The 21,279-nt window shown below is 47.0% G+C and carries 16 protein-coding genes and 1 other RNA gene; 4 read left to right on the top strand and 13 right to left on the bottom strand.

The genetic code is table 11. The features are described from left to right. Nucleotides 1-776: 776 nt before the first annotated feature. A complete protein-coding gene (locus L6472_RS10305) occupies nt 777-1,781 on the bottom strand; it encodes a hypothetical protein (protein WP_237804796.1) in 1,005 nt (334 codons plus the stop codon). A 234-nt stretch (nt 1,782-2,015) separates the two neighbouring features. Between L6472_RS10305 and L6472_RS10300 the strand changes: the two genes are divergently transcribed. Both L6472_RS10300 and L6472_RS10295 read left to right on the top strand, forming a co-directional pair. Next, complete coding sequence (locus tag L6472_RS10300; protein ID WP_237804794.1) at nt 2,016-3,548, top strand: capsule assembly Wzi family protein; 1,533 nt, start codon at nt 2,016-2,018, stop codon at nt 3,546-3,548. Then, on the top strand, nt 3,545-3,988 hold the full coding sequence (locus L6472_RS10295) for a lipocalin-like domain-containing protein (protein WP_237804792.1): 444 nt from the start codon (nt 3,545-3,547) through the stop codon (nt 3,986-3,988). Before L6472_RS10300 ends, L6472_RS10295 begins: the two co-directional genes overlap by 4 nt. A 228-nt stretch (nt 3,989-4,216) precedes the next feature. On the opposite strand, the gene L6472_RS10290 is transcribed toward L6472_RS10295, so the two are convergent. The 11 genes from L6472_RS10290 to L6472_RS10240 form a co-directional block, all read right to left on the bottom strand. Then, complete coding sequence (locus tag L6472_RS10290) at nt 4,217-4,846, bottom strand: sugar transferase (RefSeq protein WP_237804789.1); 630 nt, start codon at nt 4,844-4,846, stop codon at nt 4,217-4,219. A 78-nt stretch (nt 4,847-4,924) separates the two neighbouring features. Further along, nucleotides 4,925-5,728: a glycosyltransferase family 2 protein gene (locus L6472_RS10285; protein ID WP_237804787.1), complete on the bottom strand. Its 804-nt coding sequence runs from the start codon at nt 5,726-5,728 to the stop codon at nt 4,925-4,927. 546 nt (nt 5,729-6,274) lie between these two features. After that, nucleotides 6,275-7,309 carry a glycosyltransferase family 4 protein gene (locus tag L6472_RS10280; protein ID WP_237804785.1) on the bottom strand — a complete coding sequence of 345 codons (1,035 nt, stop codon included), beginning with the start codon at nt 7,307-7,309 and terminating at the stop codon, nt 6,275-6,277. Nucleotides 7,310-7,320: 11 nt separating this feature from the next. Then, nucleotides 7,321-8,487, bottom strand: coding sequence for a glycoside hydrolase family 99-like domain-containing protein (locus L6472_RS10275; protein WP_237804783.1), 1,167 nt, complete (start codon nt 8,485-8,487; stop codon nt 7,321-7,323). Between the two features lie 27 nt (nt 8,488-8,514). Then, nucleotides 8,515-9,090, bottom strand: coding sequence for a DapH/DapD/GlmU-related protein (locus L6472_RS10270; protein ID WP_237804781.1), 576 nt, complete (start codon nt 9,088-9,090; stop codon nt 8,515-8,517). After that, a complete protein-coding gene (locus L6472_RS10265) occupies nt 9,087-10,265 on the bottom strand; it encodes a glycosyltransferase (protein ID WP_237804779.1) in 1,179 nt (392 codons plus the stop codon). The genes L6472_RS10270 and L6472_RS10265 overlap by 4 nt, the downstream gene beginning before the upstream one ends. Before the next feature lie 14 nt (nt 10,266-10,279). Beyond that, nucleotides 10,280-11,182, bottom strand: coding sequence for a glycosyltransferase family 2 protein (locus tag L6472_RS10260; RefSeq protein ID WP_237804777.1), 903 nt, complete (start codon nt 11,180-11,182; stop codon nt 10,280-10,282). Beyond that, a complete protein-coding gene (locus L6472_RS10255) occupies nt 11,179-12,351 on the bottom strand; it encodes a hypothetical protein (protein ID WP_237804775.1) in 1,173 nt (390 codons plus the stop codon). The genes L6472_RS10260 and L6472_RS10255 overlap by 4 nt, the downstream gene beginning before the upstream one ends. Nucleotides 12,352-12,434: 83 nt before the next feature. Then, a complete protein-coding gene (locus L6472_RS10250; RefSeq protein WP_237804773.1) occupies nt 12,435-13,757 on the bottom strand; it encodes a flippase in 1,323 nt (440 codons plus the stop codon). Between the two features lie 45 nt (nt 13,758-13,802). Next, entirely contained in the window at nt 13,803-14,855 is a 1,053-nt protein-coding gene (locus tag L6472_RS10245; protein WP_237804771.1) for a chain-length determining protein, read from the bottom strand. A gap of 20 nt (nt 14,856-14,875) precedes the next feature. Then, complete coding sequence (locus L6472_RS10240; protein ID WP_237804769.1) at nt 14,876-17,413, bottom strand: SLBB domain-containing protein; 2,538 nt, start codon at nt 17,411-17,413, stop codon at nt 14,876-14,878. Between the two features lie 116 nt (nt 17,414-17,529). On the opposite strand from L6472_RS10240, the gene ssrA reads away from it, so the two are divergent. Together ssrA and L6472_RS10230 are read left to right on the top strand one after the other, a co-directional pair. After that, nucleotides 17,530-17,932: a transfer-messenger RNA gene (gene ssrA / locus L6472_RS10235) on the top strand. Nucleotides 17,933-18,043: 111 nt separating this feature from the next. Then, nucleotides 18,044-19,018 (top strand): FimB/Mfa2 family fimbrial subunit, encoded by a 975-nt coding sequence (locus L6472_RS10230; protein ID WP_237804767.1) that lies wholly within the window; start codon nt 18,044-18,046, stop codon nt 19,016-19,018. Nucleotides 19,019-20,133: 1,115 nt separating this feature from the next. Here L6472_RS10230 and L6472_RS10225 read toward each other — a convergent pair. Further along, complete coding sequence (locus tag L6472_RS10225; RefSeq protein ID WP_237804765.1) at nt 20,134-21,150, bottom strand: UpxY family transcription antiterminator; 1,017 nt, start codon at nt 21,148-21,150, stop codon at nt 20,134-20,136. Between the last annotated feature and the right edge of the window lie 129 nt (nt 21,151-21,279).

Genomic DNA, 21,279 nt, shown 5'->3' with positions numbered 1-21,279 from the left:
TCTGACACAAGCCGAATGGATAAAAGATCCTGTTTAATTTTGAATCAGATTTTGAAAAATTTCCCTGCGCAGCAGGCTAAAACTTCCGCGATTGAGGCCGCCTACGTCGGAAAGGTTTAGCTCGACGGCCGACAGGGGAAGTCAAATTTTTCAACCTGTGCGGTTGTTTCCTTAGCTTGAACCTTGCGCAGCTACTCCCCTCTCTTCCGCTCGAGCTCTGCTCGCTTGCTACCGAAGGGACGCAAGAAGGGGAGGGGAGTTCAGCGGATGATATATGTAATTTATAGAACATACCCCAAAAAGGAATCTTTCGTACTGCGTGGTTGAAAATCCAAGGACTCCGTAGGCGCTCCCCTCCCATGTAGGGGAGGGGTCGGGGGTGGGGTCAGTGTTGTTCTAACTGCCAATGGAGATACAGACCCCACCCGCCCCTCCCAAGGGAGGGAGACATCCTGTCCTTTCCGATTTGATATCTGTTCTATTGATTTCAATGCCCAAAGAATGCCTCATGGCCGTAGGCGGTTTTCTCGGTTTTTCGCTTCTGTTGTTGCAGCCGTTAGGCGGTTTGGTGGTAATGCGGCGGCGAAGGCAAACTTGCTTGGCTTCGATGAAGCATTGGCAACAAACGGATGGGCCGAAGGACCATCAACAACAGAAGCGGGTTTTCACGGTTTTTGTTAAAAAGAAGGAGCACTTATCATTTCCTCACACTTGGGAAGACGTTTTGGGGCACCATCCTCATCGAATGGCGCCCCAAATGTCTTGTTTCTCAATGCTTATCTGCGCGAACCGCGTGAACCTCCACTCGTGCTCCGTGTACTGCTGCTTGCACTGCGTGCGCTACTACTGCCCATGCTGCGAGTGCTACCTGCGCTGTGCGAGATGTTGCCTACGCTTTGGCTGCTGCGGCTACCTCTGTCGCGTGCAATGTTGCCTACGCTTTGGCTGCTGCGGCTACCTCTGTCACGTGCAATGTTGCCTACACTCTGGGTGCTGCGACTGCCCGTGCTGCGTATGATGCTTTCTGCGCTGTGGTTGCGAGTCTCGCTGCCATTGTGGATGCGGATTTCGCTTGTGCTGTGGCTGCGCGAACCTTCTACCTGACGATTGCGTGTGTCATTATTCGTACCGATCGTGCCGCGACTGCCGACGTGCAGTTCGCGAGTTGCTGTACTGGTGGTCTCCGTGCGACGGCTGCCCTCTGTTGCAGCTGCATGACGCGTAGAACTGCTGTTGTGTGCCGTCAGACGATAGTCACCACGATCCCAGCTGGTACGCATACCAGTGTGTTGCTCGCGAGAATGGTGAGGGCGATAGTAATCGTGACGTCCCTCATAGTAGCTCCGACCGCCATTGTGGCGCCAGCTGTGTCCACCGCGATAAGAGGCGTAGAAGTGTGGACGACCGAAGTAGAAGTAGTCGCGATGAGGGTAGTATGTATAGACTCTGAAGTGCCAGTAGCCTGCATTCCAGTATAATGGACGGAAGAAATAGGTTGCTGCACGATACAGATCCCACTGCCAACTGTAAAGGATAAACTCCAGATCGATGTTACGGCGCTCCCATGAGGTGCCAAACACGTCGTAGCGACTGGTCACGCCCATCAGGTAGTCCAGGTTTATCTCGTAGGCCGCCTCATACTGTGCGTCGGTGAGGTTCAGTTCGTATGCCATTTTATCGGTCAGGAAAAGAGCCTCGTTGCGTGCACGCTCGTAAGACATGGCGTTAGCCGATGCTGCTATCGTCAGCATGCTAACCAGGATCAACAACATCTTTTTCATAATCGTATTCTTTAAATGGTTCTACATTTTTTTCTTGTTCTCTGATGCAAAAGTAGTGGAAAAGTGTGGTCCTTGCAAAGGTTTTTCCCTAAACGCTGGGGGAATTTCCCTAATATTTATTATCTTTGACATCAAAGATGTCGAACTTACTCAGCACTCGGAAGAAAAAACAAACAAGTTTGCTTTGTTCTTCTCTCGTTTTTTCGTAACTTTGCGCCGGAAACCTTTTGACCAATGAATAAGAGAATCACGATCGTTTGTATGCTTTTGGGGGTGGTGATGACTACCACGGCCCAGACCGAGCTACGCACCGAGACGCAGGTCACGGCATCGGCTGGCGACCACTCGCCGTTGTGGCTCAATGCCAACCACTACGGACTGAGTTCTATAGAGCGTAATAGTGGCTATCTGCGTGCTGGCATCTTTCATGAGGCAGATAGCAACCGCACTCGTCAGTGGCGCTGGGGCTATGGTGCCGACGTGGCGGTGGCGGCCAACTTCACCAGTACGCTGGTGGTGCAACAAGCCTATGCCGACCTGCATTGGAAGAAGGTGCGCATGACCGTTGGCAGCAAACAGCAGCCGATGGTTCACAAGAATCAGGAACTGAGCTCGGGCAGCCAGACTTTTGGCATCAACGCACGGCCCATCCCGCAGGTTCGCTTCGATCTGGACTGGTGGCCCATCCCTTACACCCGTGGGTGGGTGGCATTTCGTGGCTATGGCTCCTATGGCATGACGACCGATGACGGTTGGCAGAAGGATTTTACGCAGGGGCACGACCGCCGCACGGAGCACACGTTCTTTCACGCCAAGGGCGGCTACCTTCGCTTTGGTCCCAAGAACATCACCTTCGAACTGGGACTGGAGATGGGCTGCCAGTTTGGGGGCACCGTCTATGATCATGTGTCGGCACCCAAGATAGAGAATGCGAAGGGCTTCAAGGCTTTCCTCAATGCGCTGACAGCACAGGGCACCGACAAGACCGATGGCAAATACCTGAACAGTGAGGGCAACCACGTGGGCAGCTGGGTGGTCAAGCTTAACATCGACCAAAAGAAGTGGTGCTTGGGACTCTATGCCGACCAGTTCTTCGAGGACAACTCGATGATGGTGCACATCGCCTATAATGGCTATGGCAGTGGTGATGAGGCTTTCCAACGCAAGCAGTCGCGCTACTTCTGCTATGACTTCCGCGATGGTCTGGTGGGGGCAGAACTGAAACTGAAGGCGTTTCCCTGGGTCAACGATTTTGTCGTGGAGTATCTGCACACGAAGTATCAGGGTGGTCCCGTGTATCACGACATCACCAAGACCGACGGTGAGCACATCACCGGTCTCGATGACTATTACAACCATCACCTCTTCACTGGCTGGCAACACTGGGGCATGGTGATGGGCAACCCGCTCTATCTTTCACCTATATATAATACTGACCACACCATCATGGTGAAGGACAACCGCTTCTGGGCATGGCACTTCGGCGTCAGCGGCGACCCGTTGCCTGGTCTTCACTACCGTCTTCTGACCTCCATACAGCGGGGCTTCGGCACCTACTATGCCATCTACCCCGAGCCGCGCAACAATGTCAGCATGCTGGCAGAGGCTGCCTACCACTTCCCTGCCACCTCGCCGTGGGCAGGGTGGCACGTCAAGGGAGCGCTGGGCATGGATCGTGGTGAACTGATGGGCGATAACCTCGGCATACAACTGACCGTGGGTCGCTCGCTATGGTTGAATAAGAAAGGAAAGGAGAACAGACCATGAAGAGATATGTATGGCTGATAGCCTTAGGCTGTATGCTGCTAACGCTGGCAGCATGCGATTGGGAAACATCGGATAATGGTCCTTTGGACGGCTTCTGGCAGATGACCGATGTAGATACGTTGGCCACTGGTGGTCACGAAGACGTGAAAGAGAAAGCCCTGACGTGGAGTTTTCAGGGGCGCATCCTTGAGGTCCGCGAGGCTACTCAAAAAGGAACGCCCATCTACATCTTTAAGTTCTCGCACGAAGGCAATGTGCTGAAAACTTACAGTCCTTATCTCAACAATCGCTACAAGGAGGATCCTTTGGTTGAGGATGTCAAAGACATCGAACCCTTTGGCTTCAGTGCGTTGTCCCAGCAGTTCCAAGTACTACAACTCTCTGCCACCCGATTAGTCCTGCAGTCAAACACACTCCGACTCACATTTCGGAAATATTAACCCCCTCCCGACCTCCCCAACAGACCCACCCCCGGCCCCTCCCTGTATGGAGGGGAGTTTATAGAAAAGGAGTGCATAGCGACTTATCTCGTTATGCACTTCTTTTCTTTTTAGTATGTTCGTAAAAAACGTCTGTTCGTAAAAACGTCTGTTCGTTTGTTATTATGTCTTTCCCTCAGTTATTCTGTCTTTAAAAGTTATTATGTCTTTCCCTCAGTTATTATGTCTTTAGAACTTCTTGCCAAAGACAATGTTGATGAAGGTCTTGAACAGAATCTTAAAGTCAAACCACCATGAGCGATGCTCCAAGTAGTAAAGATCCAACTCCAGTCGGCGCAACATCTTCTCCATGGTGTCCGTATAACCATTATATAAGGTTGCATACGACGTCACACCCGGACGAATCTGGTAGAGATAAGAATAGCGTGGGTCGTGCTCTACGATCTGGTCGATATAGAACTTACGCTCCGGACGAGGCCCAATGAAAGCCATGTCACCCTTGAACACGTTCCACAGCTGTGGCAACTCATCCAGATGGTGCGCACGCAGGAACGTTCCAATCTTCGTCATGCGCGTCTCGTTCTCGTGTTGATAGAGTGCCGGACCGTTTTTCTCGGCATCCACCCGCATACTGCGAAACTTATAGATGTTGAACGGACGACCAAAGCGGCCAATGCGCTCCTGCTTGAAAATGGCAGGACCGCCATCCTCATGTTTCACCAAGAAATAGCATATCACGAATAGTGGCGAAAAGATAACTAGTGCGACGGTGGCAATCAGGAAGTCAACAATGCGTTTGATGTTGCGCTCAATCTCGTTCATACCGTCTAGTACATATCCATTCTCAAGTTTGGTCATATATCTGTTGAGGTCTTCTCGTTATTAATATATAATAGTAACGAGCAATCGTAGCTATTATTATATATAATTAAGAGTTTATTTGTGCTTTTTCTGAAGGTACCGGAAACTATCTATTTTACTCCTCATCACTTTCAGCGAGTGGGTAGGCATGAACAGCAGGTAGAAGTAAGCCACCGACTTCCACTTAGAGAAGCCCAACACCTTCTGATAAATCAGTATGTTGTACTTAATCAGCCCCAGCTTGTTGTGCGACACCGACCCCTTGCGCATGCGGTAGTAGGCCAGCGGTGTCTGTATGCCGGCAGCCCTTTTGCAGTCACGTATGATAGAGAGAAACAATCCCCAGTCCTGGCGCTTGCGGATGGCAGGCATATAGTATTTCTTGCCCAGCACCTCTACGTCGTAAACAGCCGTCAGACAACCAATCTTGTTGTCGCGCTTCAGCTGTCCGAAGGTCAACTCGCGCGGTGCAATCACCACCCCGCGTTCGCAGTTGTTGTCGTCGCAGGTCACAAACGAGCTGTAGCTCAGCGCCAGCTGCTCCTTCTGCATGAAGGCAATCTGCTGCTCCAGTTTATCAGCCATCCAGCGGTCGTCGCTGTCGCAGAAAGCGATGTAGCGCCCCTTGGCCCGCTCGATTGATTTGTTGCGGGCATAGCCAGGACCATGGTTGCTGTCCAGAAACAACACATTCACACGCTGGTCTTGCTGCACATAGCTGTGCAGAATTTGCAGCGTGTTGTCATCGTCCGAGTGATCGTCGGTGATCAGCAGTTCGATGTTGCGGTATGTCTGATTCAGTATGCTGTCGATGCTGTCCTTGAGGTGTCGCCCCGAGTTGTAGGTTGGCATAATGACAGATACAAGATCTTGGCTCATTATTCTTTGTTTAGTTATTTTAGGTTGCAAAGTTACGAAAAGTCGAGAGAAATACAAAAGGAAAACTTGTTTTTCTTTTTATTTCCGAGACGAAGTAACTTCTCCAAAGGAAAAGTTACGAAAAAACGAGAGAAGAACAAAGCAAACTTGTTTGTTTTTTCTTCCGAGACAGAGTAACTAAGCGACTTTTTGTCGCAAAGTTACGAAAATAAGATGAGAAACCCGCGCGATAGTTTGCCAACAGCAGCCATATTGCTGCCAGTTTAAAGTCTAAAACGTCCACTTTTAGAGTCTGGAACGGCCCCAATACTGCCACTATTGCTACACTATTGTTTCGGTTATAGGGGCTGCGTTGCTTACTTCCAGGGGCTGGGACAGCCACTTCAAGCCCCTGAACAGACCCAATCTAGCCCATAGAAACAACCATTCTAGGGGCTAGACCGGGTGCAATAGTGGCAGTATTGGAAGTTAAAAGTGCTACTTTTACGCCGTAATAGTACCACTTTACCAATGCAAAAGTAGTGCTTTTCCCTTTTTAATAGAATGTTAATTGAGTTTGTCGGTTAAAACTATTATTGCCTTTGAGGGAGCATATTCTTGAGCCTTGTCTAACTGTCGTTTCCTCATAGATAATATTTTATCTGGATTTTTATAGCAGTCAAGAAGTATAGACGTCAAAGCCTCCACATCATGAACAGGAAATGTGAACCCATTATCTCCGTCTTTGATAAACTCTTCGTTAGCATGCCATTTCGTTGCTATGACAGGAAGTCCTGAAGCCATAGCGTCGATTAGGGTGCCAGCAAATCCTTCACCACGATAATATGTTGGGAAGAGTAGTGCGAAGTGATTACGTAATGCTTCTACACTTTTGTTGAATGGAATGTTACCTCTGTAACTTATGTGTGGCGGTTGTTCTTTCATAAGCTTCGTGAACCATTCATTTTGCTCATTCTGCCCGTAGATATCAAGAGTATATGCTGTCTTGTCTAGTATCTTATTGCAATTATTTACGGCACGTATTGCGTCTTCAATTCCTTTTTCTTTAATTATTCTCGAGAAGGTGCATAGTTTATAAGGTGGAGTGGGAATACTGTCAATATCCATATATGAAAGTATTTCAAGGTGTTTGAAATTTGGCATTATGCTGACGTTACTGAACCCTAACTCCTGCATGCTGGTAAGCATCATGTTGGTCTCAACATAAATTTGATTGAATGAATAAAAAAAACTACTGAAAAGGCGATGTTTCTTTAGAAAATCAGGAAGCCATCCACCTACAACTACATAAAAAAGGCTGCGATGAAAGAATATGTTGAAAAGGACTAGAAACGGTGTTATTACCCAAATGCCTTTATATGCAGGCATCATGATGACGTTCCTTCCATTTCTAAGAGCACGAAGAACTATCAGCGGAGATTTGATAAGAAAGCGCCATTTTCCGTGTGTGTCTTCCTTCCCAATCTCGTCAGCCCCATACTTTTTTATGAGTTCTTGAGTAACAATTTCAGTCTTTATAGTCTGTCCACTGAGTTTCTTGCTATCAAATCCGAAATGTCCGATAATAACAACTTTCTGCATAGACCTTACTTTTATTTTGTAGGCATCAAACTGTTGCGTAAAGCATCAAGATATCCGTGTCCGAATCGCTCATCGGGTTCTACATAGTTGCCTTCGCCCCATTCGTTCCATGAGCGAAGAAAAAGAATTTTGTGTTCTGGCGATTTTTGACTGATAATATCCAGGGCGTTAGCAATGTGTTCTTTAAAATGCTCTGGGGTGGCATTAACATATACTCCATCGAAATTTCCTGCTCTTGGACTACGATCCCATTGTGGCATTATTGTTGGGAAAACATTTTCCCAAGAATCCTCAGGAGCAAAGAAGTAACGCATAACTTTTGGATAATCGAAACGTACTGCTGGAAGTTGTGGCAGGAAACGTCGTATCGCCTTCTGCGTAAGTCTGCGATATTTTCCTGTGTACCACATTTCTGCTCTTGGCTTTCCAAAAGGATTCACAGCATCAAAACCAAGTGCAAGGAAGTTGTTATATACCTCCGCGCTGCTTTTAATGTTCGGCATTACCTTTTCAAGTGTCCCGTCTGCCCTACGGCGTACAGTAGAGGTGGCGTTGCCAATAGCAATAAAGTATATTCCTTGTAATCCGTTCTTGTCTGCTAATTCACGCCATAGTTCTATGAAGTGCATGACATCGGTAAAACGATATGGATCGAAGATGAGGAATATAGGTTTTCCGTCAACAGTAATATAACGATGATCTTTGAACGCTGGAAGAACATAGTTGAAGTGATTAGTATAGTCTTCATCTCCAGGATATTCCTGCTTCGCAATGTATCTATTAGTTTCTATGCGTCCGCTACCACGTTGCCATGTTTTTGTTGTCCAATCGTGGTTTGCCCAAGCCAGACAGAATGGGAAGTCGGGCTTACCTGACGCTAAGACTTCGTTGAAAGGACGCTGTAGTAATTGTCGTCCATTCCCCATCCAATAATGCCAATAGCAGAAACCCTCAACACCTGCTTCACGAGCCATCTGTGCTTGTTGCTCACGAATCTCAGGTAAGCGTAAGTCGTAGAAGCCTAAGTCAGCAGGAATACGTGGCTGATAGTGACCTTTGAATAGGGGACGGGCTTTGGCAACATTTGTCCATTCTGTGAAACCAGGACCCCAAACCTGGTCGTTTTCAGGTATTGGATGGAACTGGGGAAGGTAATATGCTATAACGCGTGCTTTCATATTAATATAAACTAATAACTTTATGATTTATTGTGCTTTTACGACTTTTGCAGGAACGCCTGCCACCATAGAGTGAGCTGGTACATCTTTGTTTACAATGCTGCCAGCAGCAATAATGGCACAATCGCCAATAGTTACGCCAGAAAGAATACACACGTTGTTGCCTATCCAGACATTATTTCCAATATGAATGTCTCCTTTTGTCTTCAAAGGGCGTTCCAATGGGGGCAAATTGGTGTCCTGAAGACTTCCGTGAGCATTATCGCTAATAAGTACGTTAGAACCTGTGAGCAGATTATCTCCTATGGTAATGTTACCAATAGCAGTGATGTGTGAATAGGGTCCAAGTTTACAGTTGTTTCCAATTTTTATGTTAGGACAGAATTGTTGCTCTTCGTGTCTATCCCATGCGGTAAGACGACAGTTCTGGCTTATCTCTGTATTGTTACCAATACTTATATACGGACAACCACGAAGCATGTCGGCTTTATATATGAAGAGAGTGCCTTTGCCAATATGGGCAAAACTGCTACGTATAAGAACTGTATATAAGTGCGAACATAGAGCTCGCCATTTATAACTTAGTCGTAAATATATATTCATCTGCTCTGTATTTCTTTGTAAAACTTAAAGACGTTCTCTGCGTCAGCTTCTGTACTGTAAAGCGTATTTACTACCTCAAAGGCATCAGCAATCATGACGTCCGTTTCTTCTTTCTTTATTGTTCCATTGAAAAGATTCTTCAAAATCTCTGCCAATTCGTTTGTGGAGTTATACCCAAATGCTATTTCCTTTCTTTTTAGCCTACGTCCGTTGTCAAGTTGTTCTTTGGTCCCTCCTGTATTATGAGCTATGCATAAGCACCCCTCAAACATAGCCTCAGGCATGCATAGTCCAAAACCTTCTGAGCGTGATGGTATGACTAAAGCTTGAGCGTGGCGCATAAACTCTTTTATGTTCTCAACTTCTCCCAACCAACGCACCTTGCCGTCAATATTCTCATCTTCAATATATTGCTTTAACTCATGATGGAACAGAGGTTGTTGAATGTGCCCTGCAACCCAAAGCGGCGGAAGACTATCTTTTCCACAATCCTTAATTACTTTGGTGTATGCTTTTAAAAGTAAATCGAGTCCCTTGGCTGGTTCTATACGTCCAGCATAGAGCAAATAATCTTGCTTCTCTTCTTTTGGATAAGTGGTTGTTGCAGGGTGAACTCCATCGTATATAACTCTTGATGATACATGGTCCTTCTCTCTATGATAGTTTTGAATGTCTTTAGTAATACAGATAGAGTAGGAGTGCGACTTCCTCAATTGTTTTTGGAAACTTCTTTTGCGTGGGAAATAATGCATTCCAAAGTCTTTATCAGCATATTCGCGGATATGGTATATATGAGGAATACCTAAGTTTCGTGAAGCTTTGAAGCCGATATCGATGATTCCAACATTGGTGTGTATCATTTCAACATGATGACCTTTAAGCCATCGCGTCAGACTTCTTGCCGCTTTTCTGTTTACCAATAGACGTGCTATTGTACGAGGCAAGAAGAGCAATTTGTCCTTTATAGTTCGAAGGTAGGGATAGGTGGCTGGTCGATAAGTCAAAGCCAATGTCGGTATTCCCATAGCAACAAACTCATTATATATGCCATCTTTGTCAGGGCATACTATAAAAGGTTCCACCCCTTTCTTCGTTAGTCCTTGAAGAAGTGATACGAATGCTTTAGTAGCACCACCATTGGGGATTGTCGCACTGAGAATATAAGCGATACGCATAGTCGTTCAATTGATTAAATCCATGATGAGTTTCCTGCCATTCTGTCCTTATCTCGCGATTTACGTATCGTTACAATGTGACCTATGGTCCATAGCATTTCTTTCGTGAAGCCACCTATACGATATTGTTTGCGTTCTGTTGTATAGAGACGAATAAGCTTGCGCGCCAAGAAAAAAAGAATCTTGGTAACCGACAAATTGATATCTGCGGTAATGAAAAGAATATCTCTATGTAGGAGCTTATTCTTGTATGCTTCTATGTTGCCATATAACTGTCGGTCATGACACATTGTGGCAGCAGGTACCAACAGCGTCTTCACGTTGTGAAAGACAAGACGCTGGTAGTAGTTGTTATCCTCGCCATAATGATAGAACAGCGGATTGAATCCTCCTATCTTACGCACTACGTTGGCAGGGAGTAGCCAGCAGGCAGCACAAATCTCGCCGACCGCATAGCTCTGTGCAAGAGGTTTGTTTGTAAGAATATCGTCAACGATTGTTCCGCCAGCCTTATGTACTGAGAACGAAAACATTTCGTCAAGTCTTGTTCCGTCGCCATTAAGATGAACAGGCGAAAGCAGCGACTCGCCGTCACAGGCATCAATGAGGTGTTTCAACGCCATCGGATGTAACGTTGCATCCTGGTTGAGTAGCAGAATGTAGTCAGCATCGTTGTCAAGAGCATACCTTATACCTATATTGTTAGCTTGTCCAAAACCGAGATTCTTCTCTTGGGGGAACCATATGGCGTTGGGAAAAAACGTCGGAACATATTCGCAAGTGTTATCTGTAGAGTTGTTGTCAATAACAATTGCTGTAACTGGCATAGTACTTTGCTCAAGGCTCTTCAGACATTTTTCTATCCAATGATGCTGCATGCCGTTATATGTAACGATTACTGCAAAGACCTTACTCATATCTTGAATATGTATTTAAAGAAATAACAGAAGGATACTGATAGTAGCAATGCAAGTGTTGTATAGTGACCAGTAAAGGGCCAAGCAAAGAGTCCACGTGTGAAGAATGCTACCAAAATAACAAATAGGAAAATGTGGTGGAACGCTAATTCTTTCCAACGATTCTTTATAATCAAAAAAACAAGAAACAAAGCTATGAAGAAGAAAATATAGCCGAACAATCCGATGTCAAGGTATAACTCTCCTCCAAAAGTGTCGAAAACGTTTACTAAGGCATCAACGGAGTGGGTTAGTTCGTTATAGTGCTCGTAAAGGTCAAAGGTTTGACCTGTGAATAACTTAGTCAACAACGGGAATATTCGTCCTGGGAGGAACGGGGTGTCACCTCCTTCGGTAACTACAGCACAGAAATTGTTGATGTGTTGCCCGGCATAGGCAAAAAGAGAATCTAATGCATTACTGTTTGAGCCAGTGTCGAAACGTACCATCGTAATGGCTATGAATAGTGCGCCAGCAAGTCCTCCAATAACTGCGGCAGTAATGTTTATCCACCAGCGTGTATTCTTTTGTAAATACTGGTAGAAATAGCTATATACAAGGAAGAAATCAAAAGCCCAGAAAATAAATGCGGCACGACCTGCCATAGCAATCGCAAGAATAGTCTGAACAACAGAAGCAATAAGTATTCCTGCACGAAGGAATATGGAGCAGTCCATAAACGCCTTCATGTAGAACCACAGGAATAGTGCAAGGGTCGGGAAGGGCGCTGAAACCAGGATGTTAGGAATGAATAGCAGGTAGTTTTTGTCGCCCGAAATACCTTCTTCTAATTTGTAGTAATGAGCATCGCTGACATCGGCGATATCCATAATCATTGCGTCCCTGATATCCTCAAGACTTACGGCAATCATTGCGAAAGATGACACTATGAGCAACACGAACAAGGTGTATAACATTGGCATCTTTATAGGGGCGTTTTGTCGAAGTGGCAATCTGCATAAGATGTGTATTGACCATAATACTATAGTCCATTGGGCACAGAAGAGCAAAACTGTCGGTACCGTCAGATAGTCGTTATTTACGCCATATTCTCCATAAAGCTCATGTTCATCAATGAGGATAGCGCAAAAAGAAATAATCATTAGAATTGACGTTGCTGCCAAATCCATGTTCCAACTGCGCTCCTTGAAAAGTATGTAGCCAAACAGACAAGTGAAATATATCAGAGGAAAATATACCATAGCAATATTCTTTAAGCAGCAGGCGGGTTGAAGAGCGTTTTAACTGACAATAAATCTCTCCACCCCAAATATAATGCTTTGGTCTGACAAACAAAAAGATGACGATACGCAGGAATCAATGCGTCGGCAATATATCCCGCTGCAACATTACTTGCTATAGCTATATAAGCAGCAGCTATAATACCGTATTTCGGAAGGAAATAGAAGTTCAGTCCAATACATACAATACATCCGAACGCATCACGGAAAATAGCATAGCGTTGCAACTGTTCTGCCACAAGCATAGTCCCCGCAGTATTTGATAGGGCAACGCTGGCTGCCTTGAACGCCATTATCTGTAAAACAGCAACAGCAGGCATATAGATTTCTCCGAAGGTTAATGTTACCAACCAATATGACATTACAGATACGAATACGGATATAAGTATTGACATCCATAGTGAGATATTCATGAATTGCTGAGCCTTCATTCTATAAGTTGACTCACTCTCTTTGCGGAACCTCACCAAAATAGGAGTTATTGTTTGAGCTAACATGATTGGAATGAATATGAGCACTTCCACGAAACGCGATGCTACAGAGTAGTAACCTACCGCCTTAGAGTCTATCAACTGACCTATCATAACCTGATCAATACGCTGATAAATAATGACAGCAGCATTGGTAAGCATCAGCGGGAACGACTCCTTCATAAGAAATTTGGCATACTGCATGTTGAATGACCAGTCGCTAACCCTTCCAATTTTCGTACGATAAGCTATGTAGTATCCTACTGCCAAAAGCACAAAGTCGAACATCGCTGCGATTACAAACCAGGAAAGGTGAGTACTAAATATGAGCAACAGACACTTTATACCGATGCTGATAACTGTTCTTGTTATTTCTGCCTTTACTACGAACTCGTTCTGTACTATTGACATAAAATAGTTGCGAATAACATTGAACGAATTAAAAACTATGGTCAGAGAATAAATGGCGATAAGTGCTGTAGTGTATATCTCATCGGTCATCAACAGGGATGTAATAATGGATAACAGAATACATATAATGCCAAGGAATAGTTTCAACCAAAAGGCTGTTCCTATGATGAGTTGATATGGTATTTGTTGCTTGGATTCTTCTCTTATCTCTATGGCATCAAGACCAAATAGGGCGAAAGTCTGGAAAAGGAAAACATAACTGATGACATAGTTCATCAGTCCATATTGTTCTGGTCCCAAGTATCTTGCTACAAGAATTCCTACAAAAAGTCCACCAATAAGGTTAATAGTTTTTCCCAAAAGCGACCAGAACAGATTTTTTAAAATGAGTTCTTTTGTTTTGGAGATGCTCATCCTTTTCGTTACGAATTGTAGTGGATTCATTCGATACCTTATGTTTTAGAATTCTAAGTGAAAATCCTTTCTTACAATAGAAAAAGTTATTACCAAGCATGCAAGGAAGGTCATCCCGAAGACGAATATCATGCGCTTGGGACCTGTGGCCTTGAGGGGAACGGTGGCTCCTTGCAATACGGTGAAGGCTGGGGTGCGCTCTTGCACTTTGGCACGTGCAGCCTGCAACTGGGTGTTCAGCACGTTATAGGTGTTGTACTTCAGCTGCATGTCGTTCTCCATGTCTGCAATCTTCGACTGTACACTCTTGAGGATGATGTCGTTGTTGGCATCTGACATGCTCACATATTGTCTGCGCACCTTTTCGTAGTCGGTCTTGGCTTCTGCCGTTAGCCGCTTGTAGTATTCCAGGTCTATGCGGGCTTTGTTGGTACGATAGTCGGTAATGAAGTCTTGCAGACGAGTACGAACGGAGTCGGCTATGGTGGCGCAGATAAGGGGGTCTTGATCGTTCACCATGATGGTGATAACGTCTGTCTTTTTATCTACACTACAGGTGATATTACTTCTCATGGCCTTCGCAATCTTTTCTTGCTGGCGTGTCAGCCTGAAAGGATTAATCTTTTCTTCTCCCCCTTCTTCCTTGTCTTCAAACATGCTGTTGATGAGGTTCTTCGTCCATATCAAGGGCATACTCCAGGGCGATGCCTTTTGGTGGTTCGAGATGTAGTCATAATAGCTGGTGGTCAGCTCACCGTCTTCGGTAGTGACTTGTACGGGAAACAAACTAACTACAAAATCGTTGGACTCCATCAGGTCGGGATATAGGGTGGGAGAAATGGCATCTTGGTTGGCCAATGTGCCTATGTCAAAGCCAAATGATGAGGCTAACGAACCTAGCATGCCGCTTGTGTTGGGGGCTTCTGTTTCTGGTGCAAGCTTCACACTGCAGGTGTAGTAGCGTGGCACAAAGACGATATAGATGCATGATATGAGGAAGACGGCAGGCAGCGTCTTATAGTAGGTCTTTCTGCCTTTCCATAGTACCTTCAGTATCTGACGTATGTTGATGACTTCTAATTCTTTATTCTCAGCCATAGTGTTTTGATGCTTGATGGTTATTTCAACAAATTAGCAATGGTGGCAACCATGGTGCCGATAGAGGCCATCGATGTACCGATGCTGAACCACTGACTCAGGGCTGCTGGGTCTTTCTTGGGCTTGCTGGGCACCACAATCTCGGAACCGGGCTGCACGACGGCACCGCTCTTGGCTTTGGCCACCTTGCCGTTCATGTAGATGATGATGGTGTGGCGTTTCTTGGCGCGCTGACCATAGCCTCCGGCTTGCTTGATGTAATACTTGGCTTTCTTGCCTTTCACATAGCCCACGGTGTTGGGGTACATCACCTCACCGTTGATCTTCACGGTCTCGGTGTACTGTGGCACGATGATCTTGTCGCCATTGCGCAACAGCAGGTCGTGCTCGCCACCGGGATTCTTGAGGGCTTTCTCCAACTCTAGGCCTACATAGTAGGATGAGGCTGTATCCAAGGCTTTGCGGGCTGACACGGTGTCGCTGAACACCTGGCTCTGCTTGGAGAGGGCGGTGATGGCGGCTTCCATGCGCAGACGCTCTTCTGGGGTCATGCGTCTTTCCAGTCGGGCCCCTTTGATATAGGCACGCTCGTTGGGGCCGCCAGCTGCCTTGATGATGTCGCTCAGGCGTGTCTGGCGTAAGGGGAGGGTGTAGATGCCGGCAAAGGCAACCTCTCCCTCTACGGTTACGTTCTGTAATCCGGTGGCTACTGGGCTGCGTCTTACGAACACGCGGTCGTGGGGCTGTAGGATGAAGCCTGGCTCGCCATCTACCACGAAGCCGTCTTTCAAGGCAAAGGTGAATGTCTTGGCAATGGTGCTGTCTGAGGTCGTCGCCTTGGTGTCGATGATCTGTCGCGACACGTCAACCTTGACCATCGAGGCCGTCTCTTTCAGACCGCCAGCTTGGAGCACCAGGTCTTCAAGGGTCATGTTGTCGGCATATTTATAGGTGCCTTGGCGATAGACCTCGCCCGAGATGGTCACCACGCGATTCTGCACCAGGTCTTGCTTGGTGGGGATGAACAGCACGTCGTTGGGTTGCAGGGTGATGTCTGAGACGGTGTTGTTCATGATGCCGTCAACATCCACCTGGATGACCTCCAGCGAACGGTCATCCTTCATGCGGTGCAGGATGGCATGGGCGGTGAAGGCTTCTTCGCGCAGACCTTCTGCTGCCTCGAGGAGGGTCTTCACGCTGTTGATGTTGCCACCCACCTGATACTGTCCGGGGCGGAACACGGCACCGCGTAGCTCTACCATGTTGGAGAAGCGGGGCAGCACCTCGTCCACGATGACGGAGTCGGCATCCGACATGAGGAAGGCGTTGCGGTCAAACTCTTCTACGTTGTAGATGGAAAGCTCCTTGCCTGCCTTACGATATACTTTGACGTATTTCGTATAGGCGTCGCCAGTGAAGCCGCCGGCATAGTTGATGAGGGTGTTCAGACTCTCGCTCTTCTTCATCTCGTAGTACATGGGGCGCTTCACCTTTCCTTTGATATCCACCAGACAGTCGTAGGCGCCCACGGTGATGACATCGTTGTCGGCCAACAGCACATTGCCTTTCAGTTGTCCGTTCAGGATGTAGTCGTAGATATCGATGGTGGAAACAAGGCGGTTGTTGCGATACACCTTGATGTCGCGCAGCGTACCGATGTCGTTGACACCACCAGCCATATAGAGGGCGTGGAAGACAGAGGCAAAGGCACTCAGCGTGTAGGTGCCGGGAAAGTTGACCTCACCCATCACGTTGACCATGATGGTGCGCGTCTGACCTACGGTGAGGTTGATGCGACTGCTGGCATAGCGCTGACCGATGGTCGAACGGAGCTTGGCATTGGCTTGGCTGACGGTCAGTCCGTTCAGCTGTATGGGACCATAGCCCTCGATGGTGATCTCGCCATCGGGCGACACGGTGCCTTCAATCGTGCGCTGTGAGGCACCATAGATCTCTATAAACACAGCATCGCCAGGCCCTAAGCGATAGTCTTTGGGGGTGGCGATGTTCATATTGGGTTCGAAGGTCATCTCTTCATTGTTGAAGATGTCGCGACCAAACACTTTCTTCTCGTTCTGCGCTTGGAGTATGACGCGCAACATGGCAAGTGAGTCGGGCTCGAAGTCGTCGAGTATGTTGCCATACATGCTACTGTCAAACATGCTCATGGGCGAGACCATATCGATGCCGGAGGTGCCAACCATCGTCATTTGGTCGGACGTCATGCCTTCGGGCAGGTTTAAGTTGCTGTCGGTCTTCTTGCTGCCAGCCTTGCCTGTGCCGTTGTTCATGCGTGAGCGATCCACGTTGATGCTGCCCACGACGTTGCCTGCCGAACCACCCTTGCCTTGGTATTTCTCCTTGACACGACGGATCTGGGCGATATCTACGCCGTTTTGAATCAGCTTGGTCACAATCTTGGTTTGCTCGGTACCTGCTTGGCGCTCTTTGATCACAAAGGCAAGCACCTCTTCATCGGTCATGCTCTTGCTGCCGGTCTGTGCCCCCAGGGCCAGCGTCAACAAGGCGAATGTTAATAGTAATATGGTCTTTTTCATATTTATCTTAACGTGGTTTTTGTAAATTTCGTGCAAAGTTAGTGCTTTTTTTTGGTAAAATATTGCAGATTAAGGAAAAATATGTAATTTTGCAGAGAAATTACGCATTTCTACTTGGGGTTGACTGGATTTGACGGCAAGATGAGATGGTACGTAAGCACGCGGAGCTGGGCTACGGGAGGCTCCATAATCTCTTCTGTAGGAAATTTAATTGGCAACAATGAGTATGCTCTCGCTGCCTAATCGAAGTATAGTAGATTACTGGCTTTATTCCTTTACAAGGTAGAGGAACGAGACGTCGCTCCGAGGATCTGGTTCCGAATCCAAAGACTTAGCGGCGCAGGTTAAATCGGAAATAGTCTGTCGGACGCTCCGACTGGCAGATGAAAACTTAGGAGATAAGGCTATGATTGGTGGCTTGGGTCTTGTCATAGCTCGAAAATGAAGGCCAAGATAAGCGTGTAGAAAGCGTATGGTTTCCTTGTGCGGACGAGGGTTCGACTCCCTCCAGCTCCACTACGTTGCGCTGAAGCAAGCCTCACCCTCGTGAGGGTTCTTTGCTAAGGCAAAGCGGCATAGCCGAGCGCGACTCCCTCCAGCTCCACAATAAATCAAAACCAATAAACTACCATGTCTCTAACTTCTCAGTTCTCATCTCTCATCTCTCAGTTTGCGCTAAAGGCGCACCCCTCATCTTTCATCTCTCATCTCTCATCTTGCGGCATCGCCGCACTTCTCCTCCTCCTCGCCTGCGAGAAACCAGTCTTCGACAATCCTGCTGAAGGGCAAGACCCTAACGGCAATCTGATCCTCCATATCGCTTTCAAGGATACGCGGGCAGGACAACTGGATAATAGCTATTTTGGAACCATCAACTTTGTGGTCTATCAAAATGGTGAGAAAATGAATGCTTTCACGCAACATCCGTCGAGTGAGAATTATGGTAACCTGTCGGTCAGCCTTGAGCCAGGCGAATATCAGGTGCTGGCACTGGCGCATAGTGCCAAGGCTAATCCTACGTTGGCACATGCCAATGAGATCTATTTCGCCAATAAGGATGGCTTCTCAGACACCTTCTGTTACTATGGTGATGTGGTGGTGACCAGTCAGCCTAAGCAATATACGCTTGAGATGACGCGCGTGACGTCGTGTGTGCGCTTCATCATCGAGGATGAGATACCTGCCACGGTGAATACGATGCTTTTCCAATATACGGGTGGCAGCGGTACGCTGAATGCGCTCACGGGCTATGGTTGCAAGAACTCGCAGCAGTATATGGAGTTTACCGTTGACCATCAAGCTCAGCCGCCGTATGTCTTTGATATCTACACGATGATGAAGGACGAAGAGGGTGAACTGAAGATTACGGCTTTTGGGCTGAAGAAGAATGGGACGACCCGTGTGAATGGTCGTCAGACGGAATTCACGGTGCCCGTTCATCGCCAGGAGTTCGTAGAGATGAGGGGTAGCTTCTTTGCTGATGGAACAACAAATGGTGGAGGCGAACCGTCTGACGATGAGCCTGTTGCTACGCCTGCCGACAGTACGTCCTTTGTGATGGTGGTTGACACCGTGTGGCATCAGATCACTCGACTGACTTATTAGTCCCCCTCCCTCGGGAGGGCCGGGGTGGGGTTTAAAACCAAAACCGCAAAAACCCGCTTCTGTTGTTGATGGTCCTTCGTCCCATCCGTTTGTTGCCAATGCTTCATCGAAGTCAAGCAAGCTTGCCTTCGCCGCCGCATTACCCCCAAACCGCCTGACGGCTGCAACAACAGAATCGAAAAACAAAGAAAACCGCCTACGGCCATGAGGCATTCTTTGGCATTGAAATCAACAGGAAAGGAATCCTATCAAGAATATCTCCCCTCCCTTCCGCTCGAGCTCTGCTCGCTTGCTACCGAAGGGACGCAAGAAGGGGAGGGGCAGGGGTGGGGTCTGTAACTTCTTTGCAGTTAGAACAACACTGACCCCACCCCCGACCCCTCCCCTACATGGGAGGGGAGCGCCTACGGAGTCCTTGGATTTTCAACCGCATAGTACGAAAGATTCCTTTTTAGGGTATATTCTATAAATTGCATATATCATCCGCTGAACTCCCCTCCCATGTAGGGGAGGGGCCGGGGTGGGGTCTGTATCTCCATTGGCAGTTAGAACAACACTGGCCCCACCCCCAACTCCTCCCCTACATGGGAGGGGAGTGGCTGCGCAAGGTTCAAGCTAAGGAAACAACCGCACAGGTTGAAAAATTTGATTCAAAATTAAACAGGATCTTTTATCCATTCGGCTTGTGTCAGACAAGAAAAAAATAAAAATGAAAAATTTTGTTTTCAATTTTGAAGAATTTCCCGCCGTAGGCGGTTCCAACCAATGAAAACTTTATTTTTACCGTAGGCCTTTAAAAACAAACAATTAACCGAATAATACAATGAAGAAACTAGAAGCAGGAATCCTATTGAGAATATCTCCCTCCCCTTGGGAGGGCCGGGGTGGGGTTCGGTTTTCAGGACCGAAGGTCCGTGGTTTTTCCTTTGTGAGACAGAAGCCCCAAAGGGGGCATGGTGTCAGTGGAAAGCCTGATGTGAACTTGTTCACAAGAAGGGTTACCACTGGCAACATGAAAATCTCGACAGAGATTTCTGCCTCACAAAGGGGTCTTCTCGGTTTTTGTTCAATAAACACAAACTTCTGTCTCAGAAAGGGGTCTTTCTGGTTTTTGTTCAATATGTACTTGGAAACAATTTGTCAAACTCTTCGATGAATCGTCGCTGCGCCTCACTGTATTTCCCATCCCAAGAACCAATGACCAATCTTAACTTGTCTCCAGCCTCACTGTCGTGAGTGAAGTAAGCATGATAGAGCATCAAGAATAACCGCAAGATGCTCGTTTCTTTAATCTTCTTGATAGCAGCGAGAAGCCTTTTGGTAGCGTAATCCTCATCCTCTTTCAGCCCCTGTGAAGCCAGGTAGAGCGCCATGGCAATGCGACCCTCTAACAGCGAGATCACACCTTGCATCGGCTTTAGACGAAGATAGATGTCGCGAATCTCCTTTTCTATAAGGTTGCGCTCGTCCTTGATACGGTATGTTTCAGGCATGTAAAAAAGCAGACGTTTTGACAGTTCGGTCAGTCGCTTGGTGTCGCCTTCCACATCCTTTGAACGCATGTTGCAGCAAACACTCTCGTTTCGCTCTTTGAGCTCCAGCATCTCTGGGCTCAGCGTCACCGCGGCAATGGTCACCTCGGGAATGGATACCACCAACTGCTTGTTGCGCTTGCCGGCAATGCGCATCACATAACCCTCGATGCCATCGAATATGCCACCTCTGACAATGATCTTATCACCTTTCTGCAACTTGATGTCGGCAGGATTGTAGAAGTTGACCTTCTCCTGGGCACGTTCCATCAGGCGGATGAAACTCTCCATCTCACAGTCGTTCACGGTGAGGTAGTCTTTCTTACGTGAGAAGGTCGATTTGCGCAGAAAAAGTTGATATTTGCTTTTGAGAAAATAGTCCTTAAGCTCGTCTAAGGTGCCTTTGACGAAGATAAGCCCGCTGATGGCGGGCACCAGCATGCGCTGCTTTTGTTGTTTGACTACTTTTGTCGTGTATGTCAACGGCACGAAACATTCCAGATGACTGGCTATCAGATGGTCTCTGATGGCAATCTCTCTGTTCTTGGTCAGCGTGCCGACCACAAACCATTGGCTATTGGGGGCGTTAGGTGATTCCATGTTATGCAAAGTTAGAAATAAATATTCAATTTGCAAAGGAAACAAAAGAATTTTATGATATTTTGATTGTTTTTCAGCCATTTATTTGGTTCATTCGATATTTCTCCTTAACTTTGCATAAATAATGTA

It is taken from the genome of Prevotella sp. E13-17 (assembly GCF_022024035.1).
In the GTDB taxonomy this organism is placed as follows: Bacteria; Bacteroidota; Bacteroidia; order Bacteroidales; family Bacteroidaceae; genus Prevotella.
This window is presented reverse-complemented; position numbering and strand designations above follow the sequence as displayed.

Coding starts and splice junctions, on each gene's coding strand:
- L6472_RS10300 (WP_237804794.1), top strand. CDS start 2,016: ATGAATAAGAGAATCACGATCGTTTGTATGCTTTTGGGGGTGGTGATG.
- L6472_RS10225 (WP_237804765.1), bottom strand. CDS start 21,150: ATGGAATCACCTAACGCCCCCAATAGCCAATGGTTTGTGGTCGGCACG.
- L6472_RS10290 (WP_237804789.1), bottom strand. CDS start 4,846: ATGACCAAACTTGAGAATGGATATGTACTAGACGGTATGAACGAGATT.
- L6472_RS10265 (WP_237804779.1), bottom strand. CDS start 10,265: ATGCGTATCGCTTATATTCTCAGTGCGACAATCCCCAATGGTGGTGCT.
- L6472_RS10275 (WP_237804783.1), bottom strand. CDS start 8,487: ATGAAAGCACGCGTTATAGCATATTACCTTCCCCAGTTCCATCCAATA.
- L6472_RS10250 (WP_237804773.1), bottom strand. CDS start 13,757: ATGAGCATCTCCAAAACAAAAGAACTCATTTTAAAAAATCTGTTCTGG.
- L6472_RS10240 (WP_237804769.1), bottom strand. CDS start 17,413: ATGAAAAAGACCATATTACTATTAACATTCGCCTTGTTGACGCTGGCC.
- L6472_RS10270 (WP_237804781.1), bottom strand. CDS start 9,090: ATGAATATATATTTACGACTAAGTTATAAATGGCGAGCTCTATGTTCG.
- L6472_RS10295 (WP_237804792.1), top strand. CDS start 3,545: ATGAAGAGATATGTATGGCTGATAGCCTTAGGCTGTATGCTGCTAACG.
- L6472_RS10260 (WP_237804777.1), bottom strand. CDS start 11,182: ATGAGTAAGGTCTTTGCAGTAATCGTTACATATAACGGCATGCAGCAT.
- L6472_RS10230 (WP_237804767.1), top strand. CDS start 18,044: ATGTCTCTAACTTCTCAGTTCTCATCTCTCATCTCTCAGTTTGCGCTA.
- L6472_RS10280 (WP_237804785.1), bottom strand. CDS start 7,309: ATGCAGAAAGTTGTTATTATCGGACATTTCGGATTTGATAGCAAGAAA.
- L6472_RS10245 (WP_237804771.1), bottom strand. CDS start 14,855: ATGGCTGAGAATAAAGAATTAGAAGTCATCAACATACGTCAGATACTG.
- L6472_RS10305 (WP_237804796.1), bottom strand. CDS start 1,781: ATGAAAAAGATGTTGTTGATCCTGGTTAGCATGCTGACGATAGCAGCA.
- L6472_RS10285 (WP_237804787.1), bottom strand. CDS start 5,728: ATGAGCCAAGATCTTGTATCTGTCATTATGCCAACCTACAACTCGGGG.
- L6472_RS10255 (WP_237804775.1), bottom strand. CDS start 12,351: ATGGATTTGGCAGCAACGTCAATTCTAATGATTATTTCTTTTTGCGCT.